20 protein-coding genes are annotated in these 23,331 nt (G+C 46.6%); 10 read left to right on the top strand and 10 right to left on the bottom strand.

What is annotated here, in order from left to right; translation table 11 throughout:
• The first annotated feature begins 217 nt into the window (after positions 1 to 217).
• Positions 218 to 1,648 (top strand): dihydrolipoyl dehydrogenase, encoded by a 1,431-nt coding sequence (locus FTO70_RS13260; RefSeq protein WP_255336231.1) that lies wholly within the window; start codon positions 218 to 220, stop codon positions 1,646 to 1,648.
• A 130-nt stretch (positions 1,649 to 1,778) separates the two neighbouring features.
• On the opposite strand, the gene FTO70_RS13255 is transcribed toward FTO70_RS13260, so the two are convergent.
• On the bottom strand, positions 1,779 to 2,690 hold the full coding sequence (locus tag FTO70_RS13255; RefSeq protein ID WP_255336230.1) for a class I SAM-dependent methyltransferase family protein: 912 nt from the start codon (positions 2,688 to 2,690) through the stop codon (positions 1,779 to 1,781).
• Positions 2,691 to 3,180: 490 nt separating this feature from the next.
• Between FTO70_RS13255 and FTO70_RS13250 the strand changes: the two genes are divergently transcribed.
• A complete protein-coding gene (locus tag FTO70_RS13250; RefSeq protein ID WP_255336229.1) occupies positions 3,181 to 4,758 on the top strand; it encodes a Na+/H+ antiporter NhaC family protein in 1,578 nt (525 codons plus the stop codon).
• A 130-nt stretch (positions 4,759 to 4,888) separates the two neighbouring features.
• Positions 4,889 to 5,314 carry an inorganic diphosphatase gene (locus FTO70_RS13245; RefSeq protein WP_255336228.1) on the top strand — a complete coding sequence of 142 codons (426 nt, stop codon included), beginning with the start codon at positions 4,889 to 4,891 and terminating at the stop codon, positions 5,312 to 5,314.
• 171 nt (positions 5,315 to 5,485) lie between these two features.
• On the opposite strand, the gene FTO70_RS13240 is transcribed toward FTO70_RS13245, so the two are convergent.
• Positions 5,486 to 5,695 carry a YegP family protein gene (locus FTO70_RS13240; protein WP_255336227.1) on the bottom strand — a complete coding sequence of 70 codons (210 nt, stop codon included), beginning with the start codon at positions 5,693 to 5,695 and terminating at the stop codon, positions 5,486 to 5,488.
• Between the two features lie 248 nt (positions 5,696 to 5,943).
• Here FTO70_RS13240 and FTO70_RS13235 point away from each other — a divergent pair, with 248 nt between their 5' ends.
• The 3 genes from FTO70_RS13235 (at position 5,944) to FTO70_RS13225 (ending at position 7,262) form a co-directional block, all read left to right on the top strand.
• A complete protein-coding gene (locus FTO70_RS13235) occupies positions 5,944 to 6,315 on the top strand; it encodes a hypothetical protein (RefSeq protein WP_255336226.1) in 372 nt (123 codons plus the stop codon).
• 154 nt (positions 6,316 to 6,469) lie between these two features.
• Complete coding sequence (locus FTO70_RS13230) at positions 6,470 to 6,712, top strand: DUF5683 domain-containing protein (protein WP_255336225.1); 243 nt, start codon at positions 6,470 to 6,472, stop codon at positions 6,710 to 6,712.
• A gap of 391 nt (positions 6,713 to 7,103) precedes the next feature.
• A complete protein-coding gene (locus tag FTO70_RS13225; protein WP_255336224.1) occupies positions 7,104 to 7,262 on the top strand; it encodes a hypothetical protein in 159 nt (52 codons plus the stop codon).
• Positions 7,263 to 7,357: 95 nt separating this feature from the next.
• On the opposite strand, the gene FTO70_RS13220 is transcribed toward FTO70_RS13225, so the two are convergent.
• On the bottom strand, positions 7,358 to 8,020 hold the full coding sequence (locus FTO70_RS13220) for a PEF-CTERM sorting domain-containing protein (RefSeq protein ID WP_255336223.1): 663 nt from the start codon (positions 8,018 to 8,020) through the stop codon (positions 7,358 to 7,360).
• Between the two features lie 693 nt (positions 8,021 to 8,713).
• Between FTO70_RS13220 and FTO70_RS13215 the strand changes: the two genes are divergently transcribed.
• On the top strand, positions 8,714 to 9,034 hold the full coding sequence (locus FTO70_RS13215) for a hypothetical protein (RefSeq protein ID WP_369694372.1): 321 nt from the start codon (positions 8,714 to 8,716) through the stop codon (positions 9,032 to 9,034).
• Between the two features lie 339 nt (positions 9,035 to 9,373).
• On the opposite strand, the gene FTO70_RS13210 is transcribed toward FTO70_RS13215, so the two are convergent.
• A complete protein-coding gene (locus tag FTO70_RS13210) occupies positions 9,374 to 9,946 on the bottom strand; it encodes a PEF-CTERM sorting domain-containing protein (RefSeq protein WP_255336222.1) in 573 nt (190 codons plus the stop codon).
• A gap of 422 nt (positions 9,947 to 10,368) precedes the next feature.
• Positions 10,369 to 10,533 (bottom strand): UvrB/UvrC motif-containing protein, encoded by a 165-nt coding sequence (locus tag FTO70_RS13205; RefSeq protein WP_255336221.1) that lies wholly within the window; start codon positions 10,531 to 10,533, stop codon positions 10,369 to 10,371.
• Between the two features lie 44 nt (positions 10,534 to 10,577).
• On the opposite strand from FTO70_RS13205, the gene FTO70_RS13200 reads away from it, so the two are divergent.
• Positions 10,578 to 11,156 carry a flavin reductase family protein gene (locus tag FTO70_RS13200; RefSeq protein WP_255336220.1) on the top strand — a complete coding sequence of 193 codons (579 nt, stop codon included), beginning with the start codon at positions 10,578 to 10,580 and terminating at the stop codon, positions 11,154 to 11,156.
• A gap of 135 nt (positions 11,157 to 11,291) precedes the next feature.
• Here FTO70_RS13200 and FTO70_RS13195 read toward each other — a convergent pair whose 3' ends face one another.
• The 5 genes from FTO70_RS13195 to FTO70_RS13175 form a co-directional block, all read right to left on the bottom strand.
• Entirely contained in the window at positions 11,292 to 11,936 is a 645-nt protein-coding gene (locus FTO70_RS13195) for a PEF-CTERM sorting domain-containing protein (protein WP_255336219.1), read from the bottom strand.
• Between the two features lie 425 nt (positions 11,937 to 12,361).
• A complete protein-coding gene (uvrB, locus tag FTO70_RS13190) occupies positions 12,362 to 14,281 on the bottom strand; it encodes an excinuclease ABC subunit UvrB (RefSeq protein WP_255336249.1) in 1,920 nt (639 codons plus the stop codon).
• A gap of 267 nt (positions 14,282 to 14,548) precedes the next feature.
• Complete coding sequence (uvrC, locus tag FTO70_RS13185) at positions 14,549 to 16,099, bottom strand: excinuclease ABC subunit UvrC (protein ID WP_255336218.1); 1,551 nt, start codon at positions 16,097 to 16,099, stop codon at positions 14,549 to 14,551.
• A gap of 134 nt (positions 16,100 to 16,233) precedes the next feature.
• Positions 16,234 to 19,242: an excinuclease ABC subunit UvrA gene (gene uvrA / locus FTO70_RS13180; protein ID WP_255336217.1), complete on the bottom strand. Its 3,009-nt coding sequence runs from the start codon at positions 19,240 to 19,242 to the stop codon at positions 16,234 to 16,236.
• 1,067 nt (positions 19,243 to 20,309) lie between these two features.
• Positions 20,310 to 21,266: a bile acid:sodium symporter family protein gene (locus FTO70_RS13175; protein WP_255336216.1), complete on the bottom strand. Its 957-nt coding sequence runs from the start codon at positions 21,264 to 21,266 to the stop codon at positions 20,310 to 20,312.
• A 528-nt stretch (positions 21,267 to 21,794) separates the two neighbouring features.
• Between FTO70_RS13175 and FTO70_RS13170 the strand changes: the two genes are divergently transcribed.
• Complete coding sequence (locus FTO70_RS13170) at positions 21,795 to 22,496, top strand: SAM-dependent methyltransferase (RefSeq protein WP_255336215.1); 702 nt, start codon at positions 21,795 to 21,797, stop codon at positions 22,494 to 22,496.
• Positions 22,435 to 23,235 (top strand): DUF2119 domain-containing protein, encoded by an 801-nt coding sequence (locus FTO70_RS13165; protein WP_369694371.1) that lies wholly within the window; start codon positions 22,435 to 22,437, stop codon positions 23,233 to 23,235. Before FTO70_RS13170 ends, FTO70_RS13165 begins: the two co-directional genes overlap by 62 nt.
• Positions 23,236 to 23,331 lie beyond the last annotated feature (96 nt).

Raw genomic sequence — 23,331 nt, 5'->3', positions numbered from 1 at the left:
TAGAAATCACTTCCACAGCCCCACTTTTCATCGGAACCTTTTCACATCTCCTTTGACAACATTTCAATAATGAAATACACAAAAAAGCCTGCAACCATGAGTATGGCCGAAAATATGGTCAACGTCCTGAACACAAAAAAGAACATTGTTAATATCCTGCATAAAGGTGGAAACGTTATTATATTCCCTGACTTTTTATTCATACTAGGGGGAAAGAATGAAAAACTACGACCTGATTGTGATAGGCACAGGTTCCGGAATGAACTACGTCAATGCTATCATCGACGAAAAGCAGGAAATAAAAATCGCAGTTGTTGACAAAGACGAACCGGGGGGGATCTGCCTGACCAGAGGGTGCATCCCTTCAAAGCTCCTGCTCTACCCTGCCGAACTTATCAGAGAACTGGAAAGGGCTCCACTTTTCGGAATCGAGCTTGAGATAAAAAGCGTGGATTTCCGGATGATCATGGAGAGGATGAGAAAAAAGATCAGAGAAGACATCGAGATGATTAAGGAAGGGCTGACCGAAAGCCCTGACATCGACTACTACCCCAAAACTGCGGAATTCGTTGCCCCTTACACCCTCAAGGTGGGAGAAGAGACAATATATTCCGAGATGATCTTCCTCTGCACGGGCTCAAAGCCTGCAATCCCACCTGTTAAAGGGCTTGAGGAAGCCGGGTACCTGACAAGCGATTCGGTGCTAGAGCTCACCGAATGCCCAAAGAGCCTCTTAATCCTCGGAGGGAGCTACATCGGAGCCGAGTACGGGCACTTTTTCTCGGCAATGGGAGCCGAGGTCACGATTATAGGAAGAAACCCGAATTTCCTTCCGCAGGAAGAGCCTGAGGTTTCCGAACTTGCCAGGATAAAAATGTCCGGGTACATGAAGATTCTAACAAACCACGAAGCTGTAGAAGTGGTAAAGGAAACTTCCGGGCAGAAAACCGTCATTGCAAAGGACAGGGCTTCGGGAGAGGAAATAAAAGTCACTGCCGACGAGATCCTGGTCGCAACAGGAAGGGCTCCGAATACTGACATCCTCCACCCGGAAAAAGCAGGGATAAAGACTGACAAACATGGCTGGATTTCCGTAAACGAGTATCTGGAAACTTCCTGTCCGAATGTATGGGCCTTCGGAGACGCTAACGGGAAATACCTCCTCAAGCATGTGGGAAACTACGAGTCGGGAGTCGTGTTCCAAAACGCTATCCTGAAAGCAAAAGTAAAGGCAGACTATCACGCCGTCCCCCATGCGGTCTTTTCCTACCCGGAAGTCGCAAGCGTGGGCATGGGCGAGCAGGAAGCAATCGATACTTACGGGAGAGATGGGGTACAGATAGGCTTCCATCTTTTCGAAGATACTGCAAAAGGGACGGCTATGGAAGCCAGGGACTATTTCGTAAAGGTGATCCTGGACGGCTACGGGGAAAAAATCCTGGGCGCCCACATCATAGGGCCTCAAGCTTCGGTCCTGCTTCACCAGATAATCCCGCTAATGTACACGGAATCAAGAAGCCCTAACCCCATCATTCACGGAATGGACATCCACCCCGCCCTGAGCGAGGTCATAAGCAGGGCATTTTATACCCGGATGTCCCCGAAACACTACCACCACATCCTGAAACACCTTGGGCTGGAAGGCTGAAATATTGAATAGGCCTTCCTTTAATTTTAGTAATCAATCTTTAATCTTAATCCTCAATCTTTAACCTTTAATCTTTGTTCTTAATAAGGTCAAAAACCCACCTTTAATCTTAATCCTCAATCTTTAACCTTTAATCTTTGTTCTTAATAAGGTCAAAAACCCACCTGCTGACCCCGGGAGCGACATTCCCGCAGCGCCTGTAAAACTCCACCTCAAGACCCATTTTTTCATACGTTTCGATTAACCCCGGGATCTGTGATTCCGTTTTGAAAGTATAGAAATGAACATATCCACCTTTCCTTATAAGCCGCAGGATCTCCACGAGGAAGCGGTCCATGCCGTAAGGCGTGGGCACGATTGCCCTGTCAAAGCCAGCTTCAGGGACTTCAAAAAAGTCAGTCTCAGGGACTTCAAAAAAACCAGCTTCAGGGACTTCAAAATAATCAAGCCTTCCATCTCCGGCAGGGGTAAGAAACTTAAAAATTTCCCCTGCATCCCCCTGCATCACTGTAACCTGCCCCCCAAGCCTGTTCAGCCGGACGTTTTCCTTCAGGCAGGAGCAGGCTTCGGGGTTTTTTTCGATTGCAAGCACTCTCGCCCCTTTTCCTGCAGCCGGGAGCACGAAAGGGCCCACCCCGCAAAAGGGGATCAGGACAGATTCCCCGGGAAATACTTTTGCACCTATCCTTCCTCTTTCCCAGTAGAGGCGGGGATTAAAGAATACTGTTCTCACATCCAGCCTGTAGGTATACCCGTTTTCCCTGTGGAGGGTCTCTGCAGATTCTCCCAGCAGAAGCTCAAAATCGGCAACCCTGTGCTCCCCTTCAAGCTTGCTCACCTTGTTTAACACGGCCCTTGTGTTGCCTCGCATCGAAACAAGCTTTTTGGCAATAGTTTCCTTATAAACATCAAGTTCCTGAGGGATCGAAATTACTGCAACGTCCCCTATGAAATCAAAACGCTTTGGCACCAGGCCCAGCAGGGGCTCTTCTATTATCCCCCGCATCTCATCCCGCAGGCTCACTCTGTCTCGAAAGCTCATCCCTCGTACCTCTTCCCGGGAAATTATAAAACTTTTCACTCCTGATCGCACTAATACTTCAACTTCATTTATTTCAACTTCATTTACTTCAACTTCATTTACTTCAACTTCATTTACTTCAACTTCATTTACTTCAACTTCATTTACTTCAACTTCATTTACTTCAACTTCATTTACTTTATTTTAAAATTAATCTAATATGAGAAAAAATTCTTCAATAAGATAGGCCTCAGATTGGTATAAATTTAAATAATGTAGATAAATGTCCATGAAAGTATTTACGTGGAGATTGGTGAACAAAATAAGCCTTTATAGCGATTATTTAAGGAAAAAAGGGTTTATTTATGATTATAATCTAAAAAACAAATCATAAATCTAAAGTATAAAATCAGCAGTAGAATATTCACTTTTATTAATTAAAATAAAATAGATCATAATAAATTATTTTTGTTATACACTATGAAAAAAAGGTAAAAAAGGAAACTTCACCATGGACGCACAGACAACTTACGGGGCTCTTGCCTTGCTGCCGGCGATCGTAGCCATTGTGCTTTCGATCTGGAAGCGGCAGGTCATCGTAGCCCTTGTTTTAGGCATCTGGATTGGTGCAACAATCATCAACGGTTATAACCCTCTTGTCGGGCTTCTTGAGACATTTTCGACTTATATTGTGGGAAGTGCCATTGCCGATTCCTGGAACGCGGGCCTCCTTGTCTTCTGCCTTGCAATCGGAGGGATGATCGGGGTTATGTCCAAACTGGGAGGGACAAAAGCCATTGCCGAAGCCCTGGCCAGTAAAGCAAAGGACGTCAGGACCACCCAGCTTGCAGCCGCCCTGATGGGAATTGCAATCTTCTTTGATGATTACGCCAATTCCATGGTAGTGGGCAACACCATGAGGCCCATTACGGACGAACAGAAGATATCGAGAGAAAAACTTTCCTATATCGTGGACACCACTGCCGCAGCCGTCTCCTCCATGGCCCCGGTCTCGACCTGGATCGCAATGGAAATCGGGCTGATCGCCGGAGCCCTCGGGTCTCTGAACATCGAGGCAAACTCAATTATTGTTTTCTTCCAGACTCTTCCCTTCCGCTTCTATTCGATCTTCACCCTTGTCCTCATGTTCACCCTTATTATGCAGAAGAAGGACTTTGGCAAGATGCTTGATGCCGAAATCCGGGCCAGGAAAACCGGGGAGGTCTTCGCCGAAGGTTCAACTCCGCTCTTTGTGGAAGACGAAAACCTCCTCCCGGCAAAGGGAGTCAGAGGTACTGTCTGGGACGCCGCAATTCCAATTATTACCTTCATCCTCGTTACGACAGTAGGGCTCTGGTACAACGGATACGAACCCGGGAGTAGCATAAGGGACGCTTTCGGAAACGCAGATGCCTCCGTTGCCCTGACCTGGGCTGCTTTCCTCAGTTCCATAGTTGCACTGGGCATAGGGCTCGCCAAGAAAAGGTTCTCCCTGGACCAGGGAGTCACTGCCTGGGTTGACGGGCTCAAGTCCATGATCATTGCAGTTATCATCCTCGCCCTGGCCTTTGCCCTGAAATCGGTGATTTCCGAAATGCAGCTGGCCGAGTGGCTCATCTACGTGACCCAGGGCTCCCTTTCAAGTTCGGTCCTCCCGACCCTGACCTTCCTCATTGCGATGTTCATTGCCTTTGCTACCGGGACCTCCTGGGGCACGAACTCCATTGTCATGCCCATCGTAGTCCCGATAGCAGCCGCTATTTCCGGGGCAACCGACGTTGTAACCCCCCTCATGGTCACCACCATCGGGGCTGTCCTGACCGGAGCCGTTCTGGGCGACCACTGCTCTCCGATCTCGGACACCACAATCCTCTCCTCAATGGCCTCGGGTTCCGACCACGTGGACCACGTAAATACCCAGCTCCCCTATGCAGCCGCAGCAGGAGCCTTTGCCGTGGTCTTCGGTTTCATCCCTGCCGGGCTCGGGATTTCCCCCTGGATCTCCCTGGCTGCCGGGACTGTAGCCATCATCGTCTTCGTGAAGTTCGTGGGCAAACAGGTTGATGAAAACGGAAACATCGTTTCCTGAACCCAAAAACCGTAAACCTTAAAATATTCCCCGGAGCAGAACCTTCTGCTTCCGGTTTTTCATATTTTGCTTTTCTCATTATTATTTTCTCATTATTAGGATGATCCGGAAAGTAACCAAGGTCCATCACATGAAAATTGTTATTGAAACCCCGAAATACAGCTTTTTCAAGTACATCAGGACTGAAAATGGGTACAGGATAGCCTTCTGTTCCCCGCTTCCCACGATTTTCAACTACGGCTTTGTGGAAGGCACGAAAAGCCCTGACGGAATGGAAGAAGATGTGCTTGTTCTGGGTCCCCGCCTGCCTCAGGGAAGCACCCTTGAAAGAGAAAAATTTGAGGGGGTAGTGAAATTCCTGGACGACTCCGTCCGGGATGACAAGAAAATCGTATACATCAGCGGCTTTCGTTCTACTGTCCTGCTCGCCTTTTATTTCAGGCTTTACGCCCTTTTCAAGGTCTTTTTGTATGCCTTAAGGAAAAGAAAGATTGCAAAATGCAGGTTTGAAGGAATAGTTATCGAAAAAAAGAAGGGTGTTAAAAATCAAAAATAAGGTCCTCCGGAATAACAGCTCCTCCAGAGACCTGCTCCAGCCTGCAGCCTGCCTTTCATCAGATAAACTGCCAGGAACTCACATAGTCACACCGGGACTCAGATTTATTCTGGCTCAATTTCCTTCTTTAACTTCAGCTTCCTTCTTCGAATTCAGCTTCCTTCTTCGAATTCAGCTTCTTTCTTTAACTTCAGCTTCCTGTTCTTCCTTTATTTCCTCGATGCGCGCAATCGGGGCATTTGTCTTAACAGACTCAATACCTTTCAGGCACCCCTCTCTGCTCTTGTAGCCCTGGCTCACTGCGATAATCTGGCCGTTTCTGGCCCTCAACCGGAAGCGGTACTCTCCACTTATATCATGGTACACTTCGAATTTAGGCATCCTTTACCCCCATAGACTTAAGGCCTGTCAACCACTTCTGAAAAAGAAATGCCGGGCTGGCAGGTCCGAACTGATCAGAATTTAAGGATTCCGGGCCTTACCCCAAAAGGTGCTTCCCTATCCCAGTAACATATTCGCTCTGATTTGTTTAAATCATTATCTGATAAAAAATATAAAGATGAATTCTGCACATATTCCCTTTGTTCACTGAGATAATTTATATACATCCAATTTCAAAGTTTAAGCCTATGGAAGAGGGTAAGATCAAGAACACTATCACGAGAAGTTTTGAACTTAAGGACTACAGGATAGAAGAGGCTGAACTTTCCGGCTTCTGGGCAGACTTACTGAGCAAAGAAGAGCTGACAGTCGAGGTTAACTACAAGCCGGAAAAGAAAACGTCCTTCAGCCCCGAAGATACAGCAGCCCTGATCCGGAAAACTTGCGGAAAATGCGAGAGCTTCCAGGCCCAGGTCCCTGAAAATATAAAATGTGAACTCACCTTCAAGGACTTCGGAGAGAAGGTTTACAAAGCCGGACAGCCCGGTTTTGAACTCGACCCAAAGGAACTTGAAGAACTCAAAGTCAGGTACCGCTTTTATGTAGCATACTACATCTGATTCCTGCATCTGAGACCAAAAAACTGTATCCGAAGAGATGTTAAGGATAAAAACAGAATATATGTTATTCATAAATTATATTCATGTTCAGAAATATCCCTTAATTAAAAAATATGCTTTATTGAAAACCTGAAAAACTCCAAAGGTGTATAAAATGCCTCAACCTATGAAAAATCCCGGCATTGCCGCAGTCCTCTCCTTCTTTATCCCGGGCCTCGGACAGATCTACAACGGGCAGATCATGAAAGGAATTATCTTTATCGTCCTTGCCTCGATTTTCGGCGCTTTGACCCTGGTCCTGATAGGCTATATCCTCTATCCGCTGTTCTGGATTTACAACCTCTACGATGCATACAATACCGCTAAAAGAATAAATGAAAGGCAGGCTGGATATTAAGGGTGTATCTACCCATGTCTTTTTTTTAACCAGTATTTATTTAACCAGAAAAGTTATTTTTAATCAAGATTTTCTTTTTTAATCAACGTCTTTTTTTAATCAGCCAACTCTTTTTAATCAGCACATTCTTTTTAATCAACATCTTCTTTTTTAATCAGCCCCTTCTTTTTCAATCAATTCCCTCTTTTAATCAACGCCTTCTTTTTTAATCAATGTCTTCTATTTAGCCATCACCTTTATTTTTTTAATGGAAAGCCACAAATAAAACCAGATCCATTTTATTAGTGGGTGATTGAGGACGACAGTTGAACCTGAGATTCCTTACAGCGCATATGAACCAATGCTGAACATGATACTCATTTTTTTGCTGGCTTTATTGGCCATCCTCGTAGTGCTTTTTGCATACAGGCGGAATGCAGCAAAAAAAAGGCTGAAAGCTGGTGAAAATGATAATATCCGGGAAACATCTGGAACAGAAGAGATAGGGGAAATAGAAGAAGTAGAAGAGATAGAGGAAATAGAAGAAACAGAGAACAGGGAAAATCCCTGAAATAATTAAGGAAAAGGAGAAAATGCCCTTTTCAGAAAAAAGGCACAATGAGCAACTGTAAAAAAATCAAAAAAAATCAGAATATCAAAAATTAATCACTCAGTTTTTCCTCTCCTACCCATAAAGAACATTATACCCATTATTGCCGCAACAGGCAGGGCTATTGAGGGGAATTCCGGGATTTCTCCACCATTTCCTCCACCATGATGTACAATGTCATTGGGGCCACCTCCAACCCAGGCGCTAAAATCATCCCCCCAACCGATATGGACAACAATTGAATAGTCTTCGGGGCTGGACCTAAGGGGGGACTCTACATTCACAGCGTGAGTGATTACAATGGGTCCACCAGATTTTATACTTTCATCCCCTTCCCATCCAGTAGAAACGTCTGTCGTAAATCCACCAAAGAAATTTCCAAGTTTTGGCATATCCTTATTGGTGGTTTTCCATTCCTCACTTATTTCATCCGAGTTTTCTGCCTTTACAGATAAATCCAGGGGGATATAGATATAAATTTTCTTGATATCGAAATTTGTCGGTAACCCGACTGTCCTATCAATCGGAATCGCTTGAACGGTCACATTATTCCCATCAAATTTTGCCACAATTGCAGTATTTGGGGGAAAAGGTTCACTTGTATTAAAATCCCTCACAGAAATTTCAGTAACTGCACTCGCAGCACTTACCGTGAAAATCATGAGTGCAAGAATTCCAATAAAGAATACTGATTTATTTCCCAGAGTGCAACCCTCCATAATAAAGAGTTTATATTTTTTTATGATATTATTAGATAAATAGCTAATTATTTTAATATATATATGTAGTATTAAAAACGCATATATAATGTGAGATTTAAAGCCTTTTGAACATGTTTTTGCATATTTTGTACGTGGATTCCTTTCCTCAGGAGAGGAGAAGGGAGAAAACGGGATGAATTTCAGAGGAGGCTCTCATGGATGCGGAATTCAGGTAATATGATAAATAAATGGAGGTATAATCCGCAATAAACGTAAGGAAGAGAGATCTTTATAAAATATGGAAAAAATATACAAAGAACATATAAAAAAGATAAAAGAACCGAGACCGACTGCAGAGCAAATTAGCTTTAACGAAAGATGAATAGCTTTATTTAAACGTTCCCCCTCCTGCCAGCGGTTGTGCCCTACCTTCTGCCCATCCGGAACAAAAAAGAGAGAAAACATGCTGCAAAGGTTCACATATATGAATCTTATTAAAAATCCTCAAACCGGAGTGCATGAATCAAAACCTTATGGAAGCATCTTTTTTGGGTATTATTTATTCCATGAACCAGGACCACGACCCTGAAACTGGCAGCAAGTTCCCTGATTTCCAAAGTAAGTCTGTTCTTCCGGATTCAATATATTCGTCAGGATTCAATATATTCGTCAGGATTCAATATATTCTTCCGAAGAGTTGACGAATTCGAAATGGCCGGTCTAAAGCCCCGCCCCTCCTCGCAAATCAAAGCATCCGGCATTGAAAGCTGCCTTGCCTGGGCCGAATGTACCCTTGTGGAAGAGGTCCTGAAGGAAAAGTTCTTCCCCATCATAGGAAAAGTCGTAAACATGGAAGCAGACGAACGCTTCTTTGATGAGGAGGGCGAAATGGACTTTGAAAAGGCAAGATCCCTAACTTGCACCCTGGGGCCGAAAGGCTTGACCTTCACATATCCCGCCGACGCAGGAAAATCAGCGAGCTATTCCGAAATGTTTCTGGGAGAGAAAGACGCAGTAAGCCAGAAACCCTGAAGCAGGAATCTCTTCCTAAAATTTCCGGTAAAAGAAGCATAAAGAAAATACAACATGGAAAATATATTTTATATATCTTTATAGTTCTCTTGGGAAGGCGCCGCCAGGCAAGCTGGCGGGGGTATCCCACAACACTTGGACTGAAAAGAAGGTTTCCGAGGTAAATGGAAGTATCTCTCGGGAAAAGCTGAAACCACAAATAACCGAAGCAGAAGAAGTAGAAGAAAAAGAGACAGCAGGAAAAGAAAATAAGTCCTGAAAAGGAGCTTTTGAGAAAAAGGAAAACATTCCCTTCATTCTGTAAAAATAACCCGATCCAAAAAATTAAAAATTAAGCACTCACTCCTTTCTTCTCCTCCCCATAAAAAACATTATTCCCATTATTGTAGCAACTGGGAGAGCTATTGAGGAGAATTCCGGGATTTGTGCACTGCCTGTAACCCAACTACTATCTTGATCTGCTCCTCCAACGTCTATTAGTTCAGTACCAAATCCAAGATGGACAACAATACTATTTTTTAAACTATTCTCTGGAAGATGAGGTTGATTAAATGAAGGGCTCAGTGCAATTACAATAGGTCCACGTGATTTTATACTGTCAGTAGCTTTATTACAAAGGGTATTGAACTCTCCAAACCCAGCAAAATTTGACTTGTAGCTTGGTGCATGTGTCCATACATTAATACTACCACTACCGCTATCATCGGTCACACTAGTTACATTGGTATCGTCAAGATAAAGTCTAATAGCTTTTATATCTACATTTGGTACACCAACGAGAGCTGGGCTGACATCCCTAACGCTTATATGCGTCCCATTAAACACCACTTCAATACGTATACCACTAACATCTTCGCTTGTTTCAGTCAAATAAAAAGTCTCTGCACTCGCAGAGCTAACCGTAGCCAGCATAAGCGCCAGAATTCCTATAACATATATTGCCTTTATTTTATCAAACCCCCTGAAATAAATTCAGCGAACAATTTTAATATTAAACTGTAAGAAGATAAAGTTATTTATTGTAACATAATTTTTATAGTTATTAATAAAGAAAAAAAAGAATCAATAACATTAGAAGCAAATAAAAATATTTACAATTTTAAATACTTAAAACACTTTGTGGATTAAGTATATAAAACGTCACGAATAATATCTAAAAAAATAATTAATGAATCATACCTGACCTTTAACCCTGGAAATCCTTACAGTACATATGAACCTATGCTAAACCTGCTACTCAGTTTTTGATGGCTTCTATGGTGACCATAAGGGTGATGTTTGCTTTATGAAACAATACCGAAAAAGAAGTAAAGAGAAAAGTCCCGGGAAACTTTTCATGCCACTTTTATCTCTTTTTCCAGCTTCTTTATAAGTTCCCGGACCCGGATCGCTTCTTCGAAGTCCAGCCTGTCGGCAGCTTCTTTCATCTCGACTTCAAGCTCGATGATGACGTTGGGGATGTCGGTCTTGGCGATGTGTTTGGTGTCGGCGATGTCCATGACTTTTTACTTGATGGGTTTTTTAATAGTCTTCGGACTATGCCGTGATCTTCGTTGTAGGCGATCTGCATGGAGTTTTCCACGGTCTCAAAGGAAGGAATCCGAAATGCAGCACCCTGGTCCACATAACCCCTATCCTCCGCACCCTGGAAGACGTCGTGCTTGCTTCCGAGCTCAAGCGCAATACCCCGGAAAACATTCGGGAAACCGGGGAGTTCGTAATCAATATCTCACCTGTCGACATGATGGAAGCTGTCGTGGTGTGCTCCAGGAACTATCCGCCGGAAGTGGAGGAATTCAAAGTGGCAGGATTAAAACCCCGCCCCTCCAGAGAAATCAAAGCTCCAGGAATTGAAGGCTGCCTTGCCTGGGCAGAATGTACCCTCGTGGAGGAAATACTCAGGGAAAAGTTCTCCCTAATTATAGGAAAAGTCGTAAACTTGGAAGTGGATGAGCGTTTCTTCGATGAAGAAGGAAAAATGGACTTCGAAAAGGCAAAGCCCCTAACTTGTATTCTGGGCCTGAAAGGGCTGACCTTCACATATCCTGCAGATACCGGAAAATCGGCAAGTTATGCAGAGATGTTTCTGGGAGGGAAAAATACGGTAAGCCAGAAATCCTAAAGCCTGACTCTTCTCACAAACAACCAAAACCAAAAAAATAGCGGAAAAGAAAAGAATTCCTGAAAGGAAATGAAAAAAGGGTAAAGCCCTTACTCTGATGAAAAGGGCACTACGTTAGAAATTAAAACTACTCACTCATTCCTTTCTTCTTCTCCCCGAGATAAGCATTATCCCCATTATTGACGCAACAGGTAGGGCTATTGAAGGGAATTCCGGGATCTCTCCGTTAGGGATATCATACGGACCCGCGAAAAAAGCACTACTTTCTCCTGATACAAGAATCCCTTCCCAAGCAACATGAGCCGCTACTTCGAAACCGTCATCATTAGTATCAATAAGAGATTCACTGTCGCAATCTGAATTCAAAGTAACTACTACACTAATTGCAGTTGATCCCGAAGACGCAAAATAAGATTCATAACTCCCAACATCGTCCACGTTTTGGTTGGTACCACTTATTGTCCAATATTCTGGAAGATTATCGAGAACATTATATACAGTAACAGTCTCACCATGTTTGTCAGTTATATCTATCTGTTGCACGCAATCAATAGGAATATTAAGTCCTATTTTATCGATTCTTGCTGAAGTTGCACCATAAGCAGTATTCGGTTCCACCCAGAAAGTTATTTGAGTACCATCATATTCTGCAAAAACATCTACCGCATTGGGAGCTCCTATAGTGTTAGAATAATCCAGATTAACAGTTTCTTCTGCACTTGCTGTGCCAACCATAAGTAGCAAGAGTGCAAAAATTCCAACAAAGTATTTTAACTTCACTCACCAAACCTCCTTTAGAAAAACTAATTGAATGTTTTTATATCGATTCATAATTAGATAAACTTATTTAGTTAAATATAATTTAAACAGTATATGACACAAATATAAGAACAATCAGCGTCAAATGGCATCTAAATAAAAATAAACATATAGAAATAATTACGATTTTATTGATATAAGGAGATAGATATAATTCCAAAAAAAATAAAAGTAGAAAAAAAATATTTTTTGACCTGAAATTTTGATCAAACTTAGAAAAGTCTGGACTTCATGAAGAACATATTCTAGGAAAATCTCACAAAGTAAATTTTTAAAATGAAAAGTCTAATAAATAAGAATATTATAAGGCAGGACACTAGAAAGAAAACCGCTATAAAAAAATGAGAAACTGAAGAAAAATTTCATTTATTTAGGCTTTTTTACCTTCATGCTACTTTTATCTCTTTTTCCAGCTTCTTTATAAGTTCCCGGACCCGGATCGCTTCTTCGAAGTCCAGCCTGTCGGCAGCTTCTTTCATCTCGGCTTCGAGCTCGATGATGACGTTGGGGATGTCGGTCTTCGGGATGTGTTTGGTGTCGGTGATGTCCACGACTTTTTCCTTGATGGGTTTTCTGATGGTCTTCGGGACAATGCCGTGCTCCTTGTTGTAGGCGATCTGCATGGTGCGGCGGCGTTCGGTCTCGTTTACGGCTCTCTTTATGGAGTCGGTCATGTTGTCGGCATAGAGGACCACTTTCGAACTGGCGTTTCTGGCTGCGCGGCCTATGATCTGGATCAGGCTCTTTGAGTCCCGGAGGAAACCTTCCTTGTCTGCATCCAGGATGCCGATGAAGCCTACTTCGGGGATGTCCAGGCCTTCCCTGAGCAGGTTGATCCCGACAAGGACGTCGAACTTGCCCAGGCGGAGTTCCCGGATGATTTCGGTCCTCTCGATGGTCTTGATGTCCGAGTGCAGGTAGCGGGCTTTGATTTCGTTTCTGGCAAGGTACTCGGTCAGTTCTTCGGCAAGCTTCTTGGTCAGGGTAGTCACGAGGGCACGGTCGCCCCGGTCGACTATTTTCCGGATCTCCAGCATAACGTCTTTGACCTGGCCTTCCAGCGGACGCACCTCGACTTCGGGGTCCACGAGACCCGTGGGACGGATGATCTGTTCCACGACCTGCGCGGAGTGCTCCCGTTCGTAGTCCCCGGGGGTTGCCGAAACGAAAATCGTATTTTTCATATACCCCTCAAACTCCTCAAACCTCAGGGGCCGGTTGTCATAGGCACTCGGAAGCCTGAAACCGTAGTCTACAAGGCTCTTTTTCCTGGACCTGTCCCCGTTGTACATCCCGTGGAGCTGGGGGAGGGTCTGGTGGCTCTCATCGATTACCAGGAGGAAATCGGCCGGAAAATAATCCAGGAGGCAGAAGGGTTTCTCCCCGGGTTTCCGGTGGTCGAAGTGCCGGGAGTAGTTCTCAATGCCCTTGCAGCTCCCGGTCTCCCCGATCATTTCCATGTCGTAGAGCGTGCGCTGCTTCAGCCTGTGGGACTCCAGGAGCCCGAGGGTGGGGAGATGTTCTTCAAGCTCTTCGAGAATGAAACGGATGGCGCTTTTCTGTTCCTCTTCCGGGATAACGTAATGCCTGGCAGGGTAGACGAAGAAGTAGTCCATGTCCTCTTTCCTCTGCCCGGTCTGCTTGTCCACTTCCGAGATCCGGTCCACCTCATCCCCGAAAAGCTCGACCCTTATGATGCTGTCAAAATACCCGGGGATAATGTCAATGGTATCCCCTTTTACCCTGAAGCGCCCGGGCATGAGTTCCAGGTCATTGCGCTCGAAGAGGATATCTACCAGTTTCTCAAGGATCTCTTTTCTTGCGACCCGGTCTCCCACCTTCAGCTCAAACCCCATCTTCTGGAAGTTTTCCGGGTTGCCCAGGCCGTAGATGCAGGACACGGAAGCTACCACGATCACGTCTTCCCGGGACATCAGGGAAGCTGTGGCTGCAAGGCGCATCTGCTCGATCTTGGGGTTGATCTGGGCGTCTTTTTCGATGTACTGGTCCCTGGCAGGGATGTAAGACTCCGGCTGGTAGTAATCGTAGTAAGATACAAAGTACTCCACCCGGTTTTCCGGGAAGAAATCCCTGAACTCGTTGTAGAGCTGGGCCGCCAGGGTCTTGTTGTGGGCTATAACCAGAGTCGGTTTCCTGACCTGGTTTATGACGTTTGCAACAGTATAGGTCTTCCCTGAACCGGTAACCCCGAGCAGGGTCTGGAACTGTTCCCCTTTCTTTAACCCTTCCACAAGTTTCTCGATTGCCTGCGGCTGGGAGCCCCTGGGCTCGAATTCGGAAATCAGGTTGAACTGTGAGCTTTCCCGGTACCTGGCACCGGAAAAGGTTTCGGGTACTTTACCGGAAGCTGTTTCGGATGATGGATCGGATGGTGTTTCGGAAGCTGTCTCAGTAGCTGTCTCAGTAGCTGTCTCGGTAGCTGTTTCGGAAGCTGCTTCAGACTCTGGCACAGATGATGTCTCAGTAGCTTTTTCGGAAGCTACTTTGGGTAATGTCTCAGACGGCTGGCTTGAGGATTTCATGGCAACTGGACCTGTTATAATTTTGAAAATTTATGTTAGCAGCGACTTCTGCCGGAGCAGGCGGTTGTATGTGATTGCAAACCTGTGGGCCTCATCCCGAATTTCCTGGACGAAGAGCGAGGCCTTTTCATCTTTTTTGATGGGTAGGGGGGCTTTGAGTCCGGGCACGTAGATTTCCTCTTCCCGCTTGGCAATGGAAATGATAGGGACCCTGAGATTCAGCTTCCGGAGTTCATGGAAGGCTGCGGAAAGCTGCCCCTTCCCCCCGTCGATAATGATAAGATCAGGTAGTTCATGTCCGTCCTCAAGCAGGCGGGAATAACGCCTGTGCACGACCTCGGCGATTGAGGCAAAGTCGTCGATCCCTTCCACACTCTGGATCTTGAAACGGCGGTAGTTGTGCTTGTCAGGCCTGCCCCCCCGGAACTGCACCATGGAGCCCACCGTGGAGGTGCCCGAGAGGTGGGAGATGTCGAAACACTCGATAACGTTCGGAAGCTTCGGGAGGGATAGCTTTTGCTGGAGGGCTTCGAGCTTTTTCCGGTCCCCGAAAAACCCGATTTCCACGTTTTTGCCGGCAAGGTCAAGGAGTTCTTTTTTCTCCCCCTGTTTCGGGACCGTGACCTTTACCTTCTTGCCCTTAACGTGGGCCAGGAATTCTTCCAGGGAAGCATCCAGGGGCTCGGGCAGGATCAGTTCCTCAGGGGGCTCGTTTTCGGAGTAGTACTGCACGAGAAACTCTTCCAGGAAGGCCTCCCCGAAGGCAAAGACGTAGTCCTGCTTGTCTTCCAGGGTGCCCTTGTAGACCTTGAAAAGCATGAGGTAGACAGTGTCGTCCCTTACTATGTAGTTCAGGATGTCCTCGTCGTGCTTCTTCTGCCGTTCGACGTTCTGCTTTTCCTGCAGGTTTTCGAGAGCTGCAATTTCGTCCCGGAGTTCCATAGCCTGCTCGAACTGCTGTTTTGCAGCCAGTTCCCGCATGTCCTTTTCCAGGGACTCAATGAGTTCCCTTATGTTCCCCTTCAGGACCGAAACGGCCCTTTTAACCTTCTCCCCGTATTCCTCTTCGGAAATATTTCCTATGCAGGGCCCGCTGCACGCCGTAATGTGATAGCGGAGGCAGGCACGCTTCGGCATATTTTTACAGGTCCGGAGCTGGAAGGTCTTCCGGACCACTTCATAGATGTAATCCCTCTCCCTGGCGGAAACGAAGGGCCCGAAAAAGTTTCCACCTTCGGTCTTCTTTCTGGCAAGCCGGATCCGGGGAAACTTCTCTTCGGTTATGTGGATGCAGGCATAGCGTTTGGAGTCCTTAAGGGAGATGTTGTACCTCGGCCAGTGCTTCTTGATCAGGGTATTTTCAAGCAGGAGGGCCTCCACCTCGGTATTCGTGACAATGAAGTCAAGCCCCCTGGCAGCCTGGACCAGGCTTGCGGTTTTCGGGTCATGGTTCCGTTTCTGGAAATAGCTGCTTACCCTTTTTTTCAGGTCTTTTGCCTTGCCCACATAAAGCACGATCCCTTCCTCATCCCTGAAAAGGTAGCAGCCCGGAAGGTGCGGGAGGGATTCCAGGTCAATCATGTTTTGAAAACCTCACTTGTATGGAAAACCTATATTTTAGATTGGAAATCTATCTTTTAGATTGGAAATCTATATTTTAGATTGGGAACCTATCTTACTATCGAACTCTTTTACGTTCTTAGCAACCTGATTTATCAGAGAGCCTCCTCTTCAAAGGCTTCCCCGTCTCCGTCCCCGAATTCATCGGCGTCCTCATCAAATTCTTCATCCGGGTTCTCTGCAAACTCTTCGTCCGAACCCTCTTCGAATTCCTCCGAATCGTCCCCGAAGGTTTCCCCTTCTTCAAAAACCGCCTCAACCGGCCTGGCCCCTGAAATGCTGAGGTAAGAGACCCCTTCCCCGGAAACCCTGGGGGCAAGGAAGCGGCCGGTATGGCTTTCCGGGACCCTTGCGATCTCTTCGGGGGTCCCGGCGGCAACTATCTCTCCTCCTGCATTTCCTCCTTCGGGGCCCAGGTCGATTATATGGTCTGCAGACTTGATAACGTCCAGGTTGTGCTCGATTACGACCACGGTATTCCCTTTTGCCACAAGGTCGTTCAAAACCGAGATCAGTTTCTTCACGTCGTGGAAGTGCAGCCCGGTTGTGGGCTCATCCAGGAGGTAGATGGTCTTTCCCGTGCCCTTCTTTGAGAGCTCCCGGGTCAGTTTGATCCTCTGGGCTTCCCCTCCTGAGAGGGTCGTGGAACTCTGCCCGAGCTTGATGTAGCCCAACCCCACCCTTGACAGGGTATCCAGCTTGTTCTTGATTGCCGGGATGTTCTGGAAGTGTTCCCTTGCCTCTTCCACGGTCATGTCCAGGGCTTCGGAAATGGACTTGCCCCTGTACTTGACTTCCAGGGTCTCCCGGTTGTAGCGGGTGCCCTTACACTCCTCGCACTCGATGTACACGTCGGGCAGGAAGTTCATCTCGATTTTAATCAGGCCGTCGCCCTGGCAGGCTTCACAGCGCCCTCCCTTCACGTTGAAGGAGAAGCGTCCGCCTTTGTAACCCCGGATTTTGGCTTCCTTCGTTTCGGCAAAAGCCTGCCTGATGGCATCAAAGACCTTGGTGTAAGTGGCAGGGTTCGAGCGGGGGGTCCTGCCGATGGGGCTCTGGTCGATAACGATAACCTTGTCGATTTCGGAATCAAAGATAAGCTCGTCGTAGTCCCCGGGAGTTACACTGGATTTGTTGATCTTCTTCATCAGGGCTTTGTAAAGGGTATCATAGATCAGAGTGGACTTTCCCGAGCCCGAAACTCCCGTAATAACGGTGAAAACCCCTATGGGGATGCTGACGTCCACGTTTTTCAGGTTGTTTGCCCGACAGCCCTTGAGCCGGATGAAAGCATCACTCTGCCTCCTTAATGCAGGGGGCTTGATCTGCCTGGACCCTGAGAGGTACTGGCCGGTCAGGGACTCGGGGTTCATTTCGATTTCCTGTGGGGTCCCTTCGGCCACCACATAACCCCCGTGGATGCCTGCCCCAGGACCGATGTCAAGCACATGGTCTGCAGCCCTTATGGTGTCTTCGTCGTGCTCCACCACGATAAGGGTGTTTCCAAGGTCTCTCAGGGTCTGGAGGGTTTTGATGAGCCGTTCGTTGTCCCGCTGGTGCAGCCCGATCGAGGGCTCGTCAAGCACGTAGAGCACACCCATGAGGTTTGAGCCGATCTGCGTGGCCAGCCGGATGCGCTGGGCTTCTCCTCCCGAAAGGGTCCCGGCACTCCGGGAAAGGGTCAGGTAGCCCAGGCCCACATGTTCCAGGAAACCCAGGCGGGAACGGATTTCCTTTAAGACCTGCTTTGCGATCTCCTGTTCTTTTTCGGAGAGTTTCAGGGCTTCGAAGAACTCAATACAGTCGGCAATGGAAAGGTCGGTTGCGTCCACAATGGACTTATCCCCGAGCTTTACGGCCAGCACCTTTTCTTTCAGGCGCCTGCCTTCACATTTCGGGCAGGGGCGGACCTGCATGAATTTTTCGAGTTCCTTTCGGCGGTATTCGGACTTGGTCTGGTGATAAAGCCGCTCGGCCTGGGGGAGGAGCCCTTCCCAGGTGCCTTTGTGAGACCAGTGGGCGTCCCCGTTTTTCATGCTCATGGAAAACTGGATGCGCTCGTTTGACCCGTACATGAGGGCGGTGTACTGCTCGTCCGTCAGTTTATCCATGGGAGTGAAGATGTCAAACCCGAAATGTTTTGCCACGGCCCCCAGGTACTGGCTCCGGTAGCCGTCCAGGTAATTCCTGTAGAGCGCCACTGCCCCGTCGGCAAGGCATAAGCTCCTGTCGGGTATGATGAGCCCCGGGTCGAATTCCATCTTGATCCCGAGCCCGTTGCAGGCCTCGCAGGCCCCGAAGGGGCTGTTGAAGGAAAACATCCTGGGCTGGAGTTCCTCAAAAGCCATGCCGCAGACAGGGCAGGCCATGTTTGAAGAGTAGAGGTGGTCTTTGCCTTCCTCATCCACGGCAATGAGGAGCCCCTCAGCTTTCTGGAGGGCGTTTTCGCAGGCTTCCACGAGCCTTGAGCGGTCTTCGGCCGGGTCCAGGCGGTCGATGACAACTTCGATGTCATGTTTCTTGTAGCGGTCAAGGGCAATTTCGTCGTCAGTCCTGTGGACCTCCCCGTTGACCCGGACCCGCGTAAAACCTTCACTGTTCAGGTCCCTGAAAAGCTGCTGGTATGTCCCCTTCTTCTGGCGGACGATAGGGGCAAGGACGGTTACCATCCCCCTGCATTCCCGCGTGATGCTGTCTGCAATCCTTTCCGGAGACTGTGACTCAATTTTGATGTTGTGGACCGGGCAGTAGGGAGTCCCGACCCGCGCAAAGAGCAGCCTAAGGTAGTCGTAGATTTCGGTAACCGTGCCCACCGTACTCCGGGGGTTTTTGGATGTGGTCTTCTGTTCAATGGAAATTGCCGGAGACAGCCCCTCGATGCTGTCCACGTCCGGCTTGTTCATTAGTCCCAGGAACTGCCGCGCATAAGCTGAAAGGGACTCAACATAGCGCCGCTGCCCCTCGGCATAGATCGTATCAAAGGCCAGGGTGGACTTCCCTGAGCCCGATACACCTGTAATAACAATGAACCTGTCCCGCGGGAGCTCCACGGTAATGTCTTTCAGGTTGTGTTCCCGCGCTCCTTTGATGATGATATTTTTCATTTTCCTTCTCTCGGGTTTTTCTCTTTTTTCAACTGGATCATTTAATACATGCCTTAAAAACTTGAAGGTAACAGAAATAATTAATGAATCTAATGAATTTAATGAATTCAATGAATTGGTAAAATGAATCGAAGCAAACTGATCAATTGCCAGGCAAATTCATTTTTAAAGAAGTTCTATCTACTTATCAGGTAATTTCAGTTCACATACTCAGGAAGATAATTTCCTGTATTATTATAAATAAGTACTTATAAATAAGTAGTACTGATATTCCTGATCTCTTTTCAGTGACATCTCTTGTTCGTTGAATTGACTATCCTGACTATTTGTACTTATACCCTGACTCATTAACTGAACTGGTTCTTTTCCGGTAATCAAATGTTTGATCCTTTTAAATTATATAGCAAAATAATCAAATGTTTTGTTCTTTCAAATCATATAGCAAAACGTAGACTTTTTATTAATAAAGTTATATAGCGGACTGAAAGTATTAATCACAGCTTCTCATTTACTTTCTGACAGAACTGACCGCTCCATAATGAATTACCGGACTCTTCTAATCTCTGCTTTTGAATGGTTCAACCGAATACTTTCACTTTTTAACAGTTTAGCTTCACCCGAAACCCGGAACGCTCCTTTAATCCTCAAATAAATATTCAAAAAGAACGATTTTGAAAGCGAGTTCGGGCCGATCCTACCTGAACCTGTCGCTTAACGGTGGACGACCAATTATCTGGAATTGAAAGGTGAATTGAAAGGTGGAATTGAAAAGTAGAATGAAAAAGTAAAATGGAATTGAAAGGTGGAATTGAAAGGTGGAATTGAAAAGTAGAATGAAAAAGTAAAATGGAATTGAAAGGTGGAATTGAAAAGTAGAATGAAAAAGTAAAATGGGAAAGTAGAATGAAAAAGTAAAATGGGAAAGTAGAATGAAGAAGTAAAATGGAAAAGTAGAAGGGGGAAAAAACCAGGGATAAAGTTTTGTGGCTTCTCCTGGATTTTTCCCTTGATTCCCAACCTTTGTTCTCTCTTTTTTGTGAAACCGGGTTCGGTTTCACCCCAATTCTTTACTGCGTATGCCCGCTTATTTGGGGTCTCTCACTTTTATCGAGATCAGATACACTGTCTTTTGACCAGTGTCCCGCAAGGAAAGCTCCGGACAGGTTGTGCCAGATGCTGAAGATCGCACCCGGAAGAGCTGCCGCAGCAGTGAAGTGTTTTATCGCGAGGGCAACACTCAGGCCGGAATTCTGCATCCCGACCTCAATTGCCAGGGTCCTTGCCTCCTTCTCACTGAGTTTGAAGGCTTTTGCAACCCCGTAGCCGCCTGCAAGGCCCAACCCGTTATGCAGGACCACGGCAAGCAGGACGAGCGGCCCCATCTGCTCAAGGTTAGCGCTGTTTGTACCTATAATCACCGCGATTATGATAACAATGGCAAGGGCTGAGATTGCCGGAAATACATCCCTTACCTTGCTGATCCGCTCCTCAAAGAAATAGTTGAGGGTAAGCCCGAAGACTACGGGCACTATCACGATTTTCACGACGCTTACAAGCATGCCGAATACGTCCACATCCACGGTCTGCCCTATAAAGAGCCATGTCAGGAAGGGAGTCGCAAGGAAAGCGATCAGAGTGGAGACTGATGTTAGCACAATGGAGAGGGCAACGTCTCCTTTCGCAAGGTAGCAGATGACATTGGAAGCCGTACCTCCGGGGCAACAGCCCAGCAGAATCACACCCGCCATCAGGTCTTCAGGCAGGTTTAGTGCCAGGCAGACCAGCCAGGCAGCCAGGGGCATGAGGGTATACTGCATGAAAGTGCCCAGCAGGACCACAGACGGTCTCTTCAATACTGCAAGGAAGTTGTCCACTGAGAGAGTTATCCCCATCCCCAGCATGATCAGGCTCAAAAAGGGCACTATAAGGCTTTTGTGGGGGGCAAAATATTCAGGGCGCATGTATGCTACTGCCGATAACAGCAACGCCCAGAGAGGAAATAATGACGTGAACTTTTTGAGCATTTTGAGATACACCCCTTTAATCGGATTTGCATAAAGAGATCCGTGCCTTAAACTTTAATTATATAATTGTTACTTTACATTTTTATTCAAATTTTAATTTAAATTATTTTTACCCTGTTACATTACAGACATAAGAATTGATTAGCAACGTGGCGCATTCCTGTTCAGGTTAATCTACCTTCCTGACAATGTACACCAAAGCTACTTGCTTCCTTTAAATGCCATGAAAGGGCCTAAAAAGACGGATTTGATGAATGCCTGAATTAGGGGATAAAATGGAATGGTTATTTAAAAATATATCTATTTCTTCCCAATTAATAAAAGAGTTTTAATTAATTTCGAAATCTGGAATATTACTATATAAATTCTGTAATTGAACTGAAATTTCAAAAATAACTTTACTCCTACCTCCACTGCCTCAACACACCCGCCACCTGCAACACCTCCGGTTTTTTCGATCCCCTGCAGCCACCCGGCAGAGATACCACTTGCTACCTATATATACAGGCTCTGCCGATACATTGCCCCATGAGACTGGACGCATATCTTGTAGAGATGGGCCATTTCAAGTCCCGGGGACGCGCAAAGTCAGCCATCCTTGCCGGCAGCATAAAAGTTAACGGCACGGTGGTAACGAAAGTCTCCAGGGACGTGTCTACTGAAGACGAAATAGACGTTGCCGAAGGACTGGACATGCCCCAGGGCTACTTCAAACTCCAGAAAATCCAGGAAGAAAGCGGGATTCTTCATCCCGGGGACAGGGTCCTTGACCTGGGGTCCAGTGCCGGAGGGTTTATACTCTTTGCTTCGGAGATCGCAGGCCATATAAAGGGAGTCGAGTTCAGCCGGGACTTCAGGAGCGAGCTCGGAAAAATAGCGTATGAAAGAGAAAATGTCGAGGTGATGTTCGGGGATGTCTTCACCGTGCCCCTGAATGAGCTTTCGGAAGAGCCCGTAGACGTTATCCTCTCCGATATGACCCTTGAACCCGCAGATTCCATAAAAGCCCTTGAAAGGGTGCTTCCCCTCCTGAAAGAGAACGGAAAACTGCTTCAGGTCATAAAAACACCCAAAAAGAAAAACCCGAAGCCCATCCTCAGCAAAATCGAGAGCATCGGGCTTGAGATCCAGCAGGTCATAAACTCGGAAAAACAGGAGATCTATGTGCTTGCAAGAAAAACCGGGAGTGAGGAAAAAGAGCCAGCAGGTCCGGAACCCGATGAAAACTGATGGAACAGGAGGCTTCCTTTCCGGGAAAGGAGATTTCCTTCCCGACAAAGACGAATTTTCAGGAAGAGACAAAACCCTTCCCGACAAAGACGAATTTTCAGGAAGAAGCAAAATCCTCCCCTGGACTGATTCTAACTCAGAAACCGGTACTGAGGCCGGAATTAAGGTATACGGCAGCGGGAGGCCTGTGCGCCTTTTTGCTGCGGGCCTGCATGGGGAAGAGTGGAAGGACACCACAGGGATCCTGGAAAAAATCCGCCCTCCTAAAACAGGCACCCTTGTGCTTATCCCTCTTGTAAGCAGGGGAGAGTACATCTCAACCCTTGACCCCCGGTACTATCCGGGGTTGGGAAAAGAGGTTCTCAGGGCTGTAGAAGAACTGAAGCCCGAGATCTACATAGAACTCCACTCTTACGCCGCGGAGAATTTCGAAAAACTCGCAGGTAAGGACAGGATCAACAGGGCAGGAGTCCCCGCCTACAGCGTTCTTGAAGCCGGCGTGCTGCTCGGCTCGGTGTCCCCCCATATCAGGAGGAAATATTTCCCTAAAGAAGCCCTCTGCCTCTCCTTTGAAATCGAGAAGGGCAGGGCAGAATCAAGAGAGTTTGCTGCCAGGATGCTTGAAGTCCTCAAAGAAATGGAGACCAGGGACGAGTTCATCGAACACCTGAAAAAAGAATTTCCCGGGCAGGCAAAAAAGGCCGTTGAGGACTACAGGCGCTTTTACGGAGAGATATAAGCCCCCAGCCGGCAATTGAGTCAAATAATCCAGACTTAAATCAATCCAGACTTAAATCAATCCAGACTTAAATCAATCCAGACTTAAATCAATCCA

Source organism: Methanosarcina sp. KYL-1 (genome assembly GCF_024372725.1).
Lineage (GTDB): Archaea > Halobacteriota > Methanosarcinia > Methanosarcinales > Methanosarcinaceae > Methanosarcina.
Note: the sequence above shows the minus strand (reverse complement) of the source record. Positions and strands in the feature narration are given on the sequence as shown.

Excerpts from the sequence above, each read along its gene's own strand:
- FTO70_RS13260 (WP_255336231.1), top strand. The coding sequence starts at position 218 with ATGAAAAACTACGACCTGATTGTGATAGGCACAGGTTCCGGAATGAAC.
- FTO70_RS13255 (WP_255336230.1), bottom strand. The coding sequence starts at position 2,690 with ATGAGCTTTCGAGACAGAGTGAGCCTGCGGGATGAGATGCGGGGGATA.
- FTO70_RS13250 (WP_255336229.1), top strand. The coding sequence starts at position 3,181 with ATGGACGCACAGACAACTTACGGGGCTCTTGCCTTGCTGCCGGCGATC.
- FTO70_RS13245 (WP_255336228.1), top strand. The coding sequence starts at position 4,889 with ATGAAAATTGTTATTGAAACCCCGAAATACAGCTTTTTCAAGTACATC.
- FTO70_RS13240 (WP_255336227.1), bottom strand. The coding sequence starts at position 5,695 with ATGCCTAAATTCGAAGTGTACCATGATATAAGTGGAGAGTACCGCTTC.
- FTO70_RS13235 (WP_255336226.1), top strand. The coding sequence starts at position 5,944 with ATGGAAGAGGGTAAGATCAAGAACACTATCACGAGAAGTTTTGAACTT.
- FTO70_RS13230 (WP_255336225.1), top strand. The coding sequence starts at position 6,470 with ATGCCTCAACCTATGAAAAATCCCGGCATTGCCGCAGTCCTCTCCTTC.
- FTO70_RS13220 (WP_255336223.1), bottom strand. The coding sequence starts at position 8,020 with ATGGAGGGTTGCACTCTGGGAAATAAATCAGTATTCTTTATTGGAATT.
- FTO70_RS13215 (WP_369694372.1), top strand. The coding sequence starts at position 8,714 with ATGGCCGGTCTAAAGCCCCGCCCCTCCTCGCAAATCAAAGCATCCGGC.
- FTO70_RS13210 (WP_255336222.1), bottom strand. The coding sequence starts at position 9,946 with ATGCTGGCTACGGTTAGCTCTGCGAGTGCAGAGACTTTTTATTTGACT.
- FTO70_RS13205 (WP_255336221.1), bottom strand. The coding sequence starts at position 10,533 with ATGGACATCGCCGACACCAAACACATCGCCAAGACCGACATCCCCAAC.
- uvrC (WP_255336218.1), bottom strand. The coding sequence starts at position 16,099 with ATGATTGACCTGGAATCCCTCCCGCACCTTCCGGGCTGCTACCTTTTC.
- uvrA (WP_255336217.1), bottom strand. The coding sequence starts at position 19,242 with ATGAAAAATATCATCATCAAAGGAGCGCGGGAACACAACCTGAAAGAC.
- FTO70_RS13175 (WP_255336216.1), bottom strand. The coding sequence starts at position 21,266 with ATGCTCAAAAAGTTCACGTCATTATTTCCTCTCTGGGCGTTGCTGTTA.
- FTO70_RS13170 (WP_255336215.1), top strand. The coding sequence starts at position 21,795 with ATGAGACTGGACGCATATCTTGTAGAGATGGGCCATTTCAAGTCCCGG.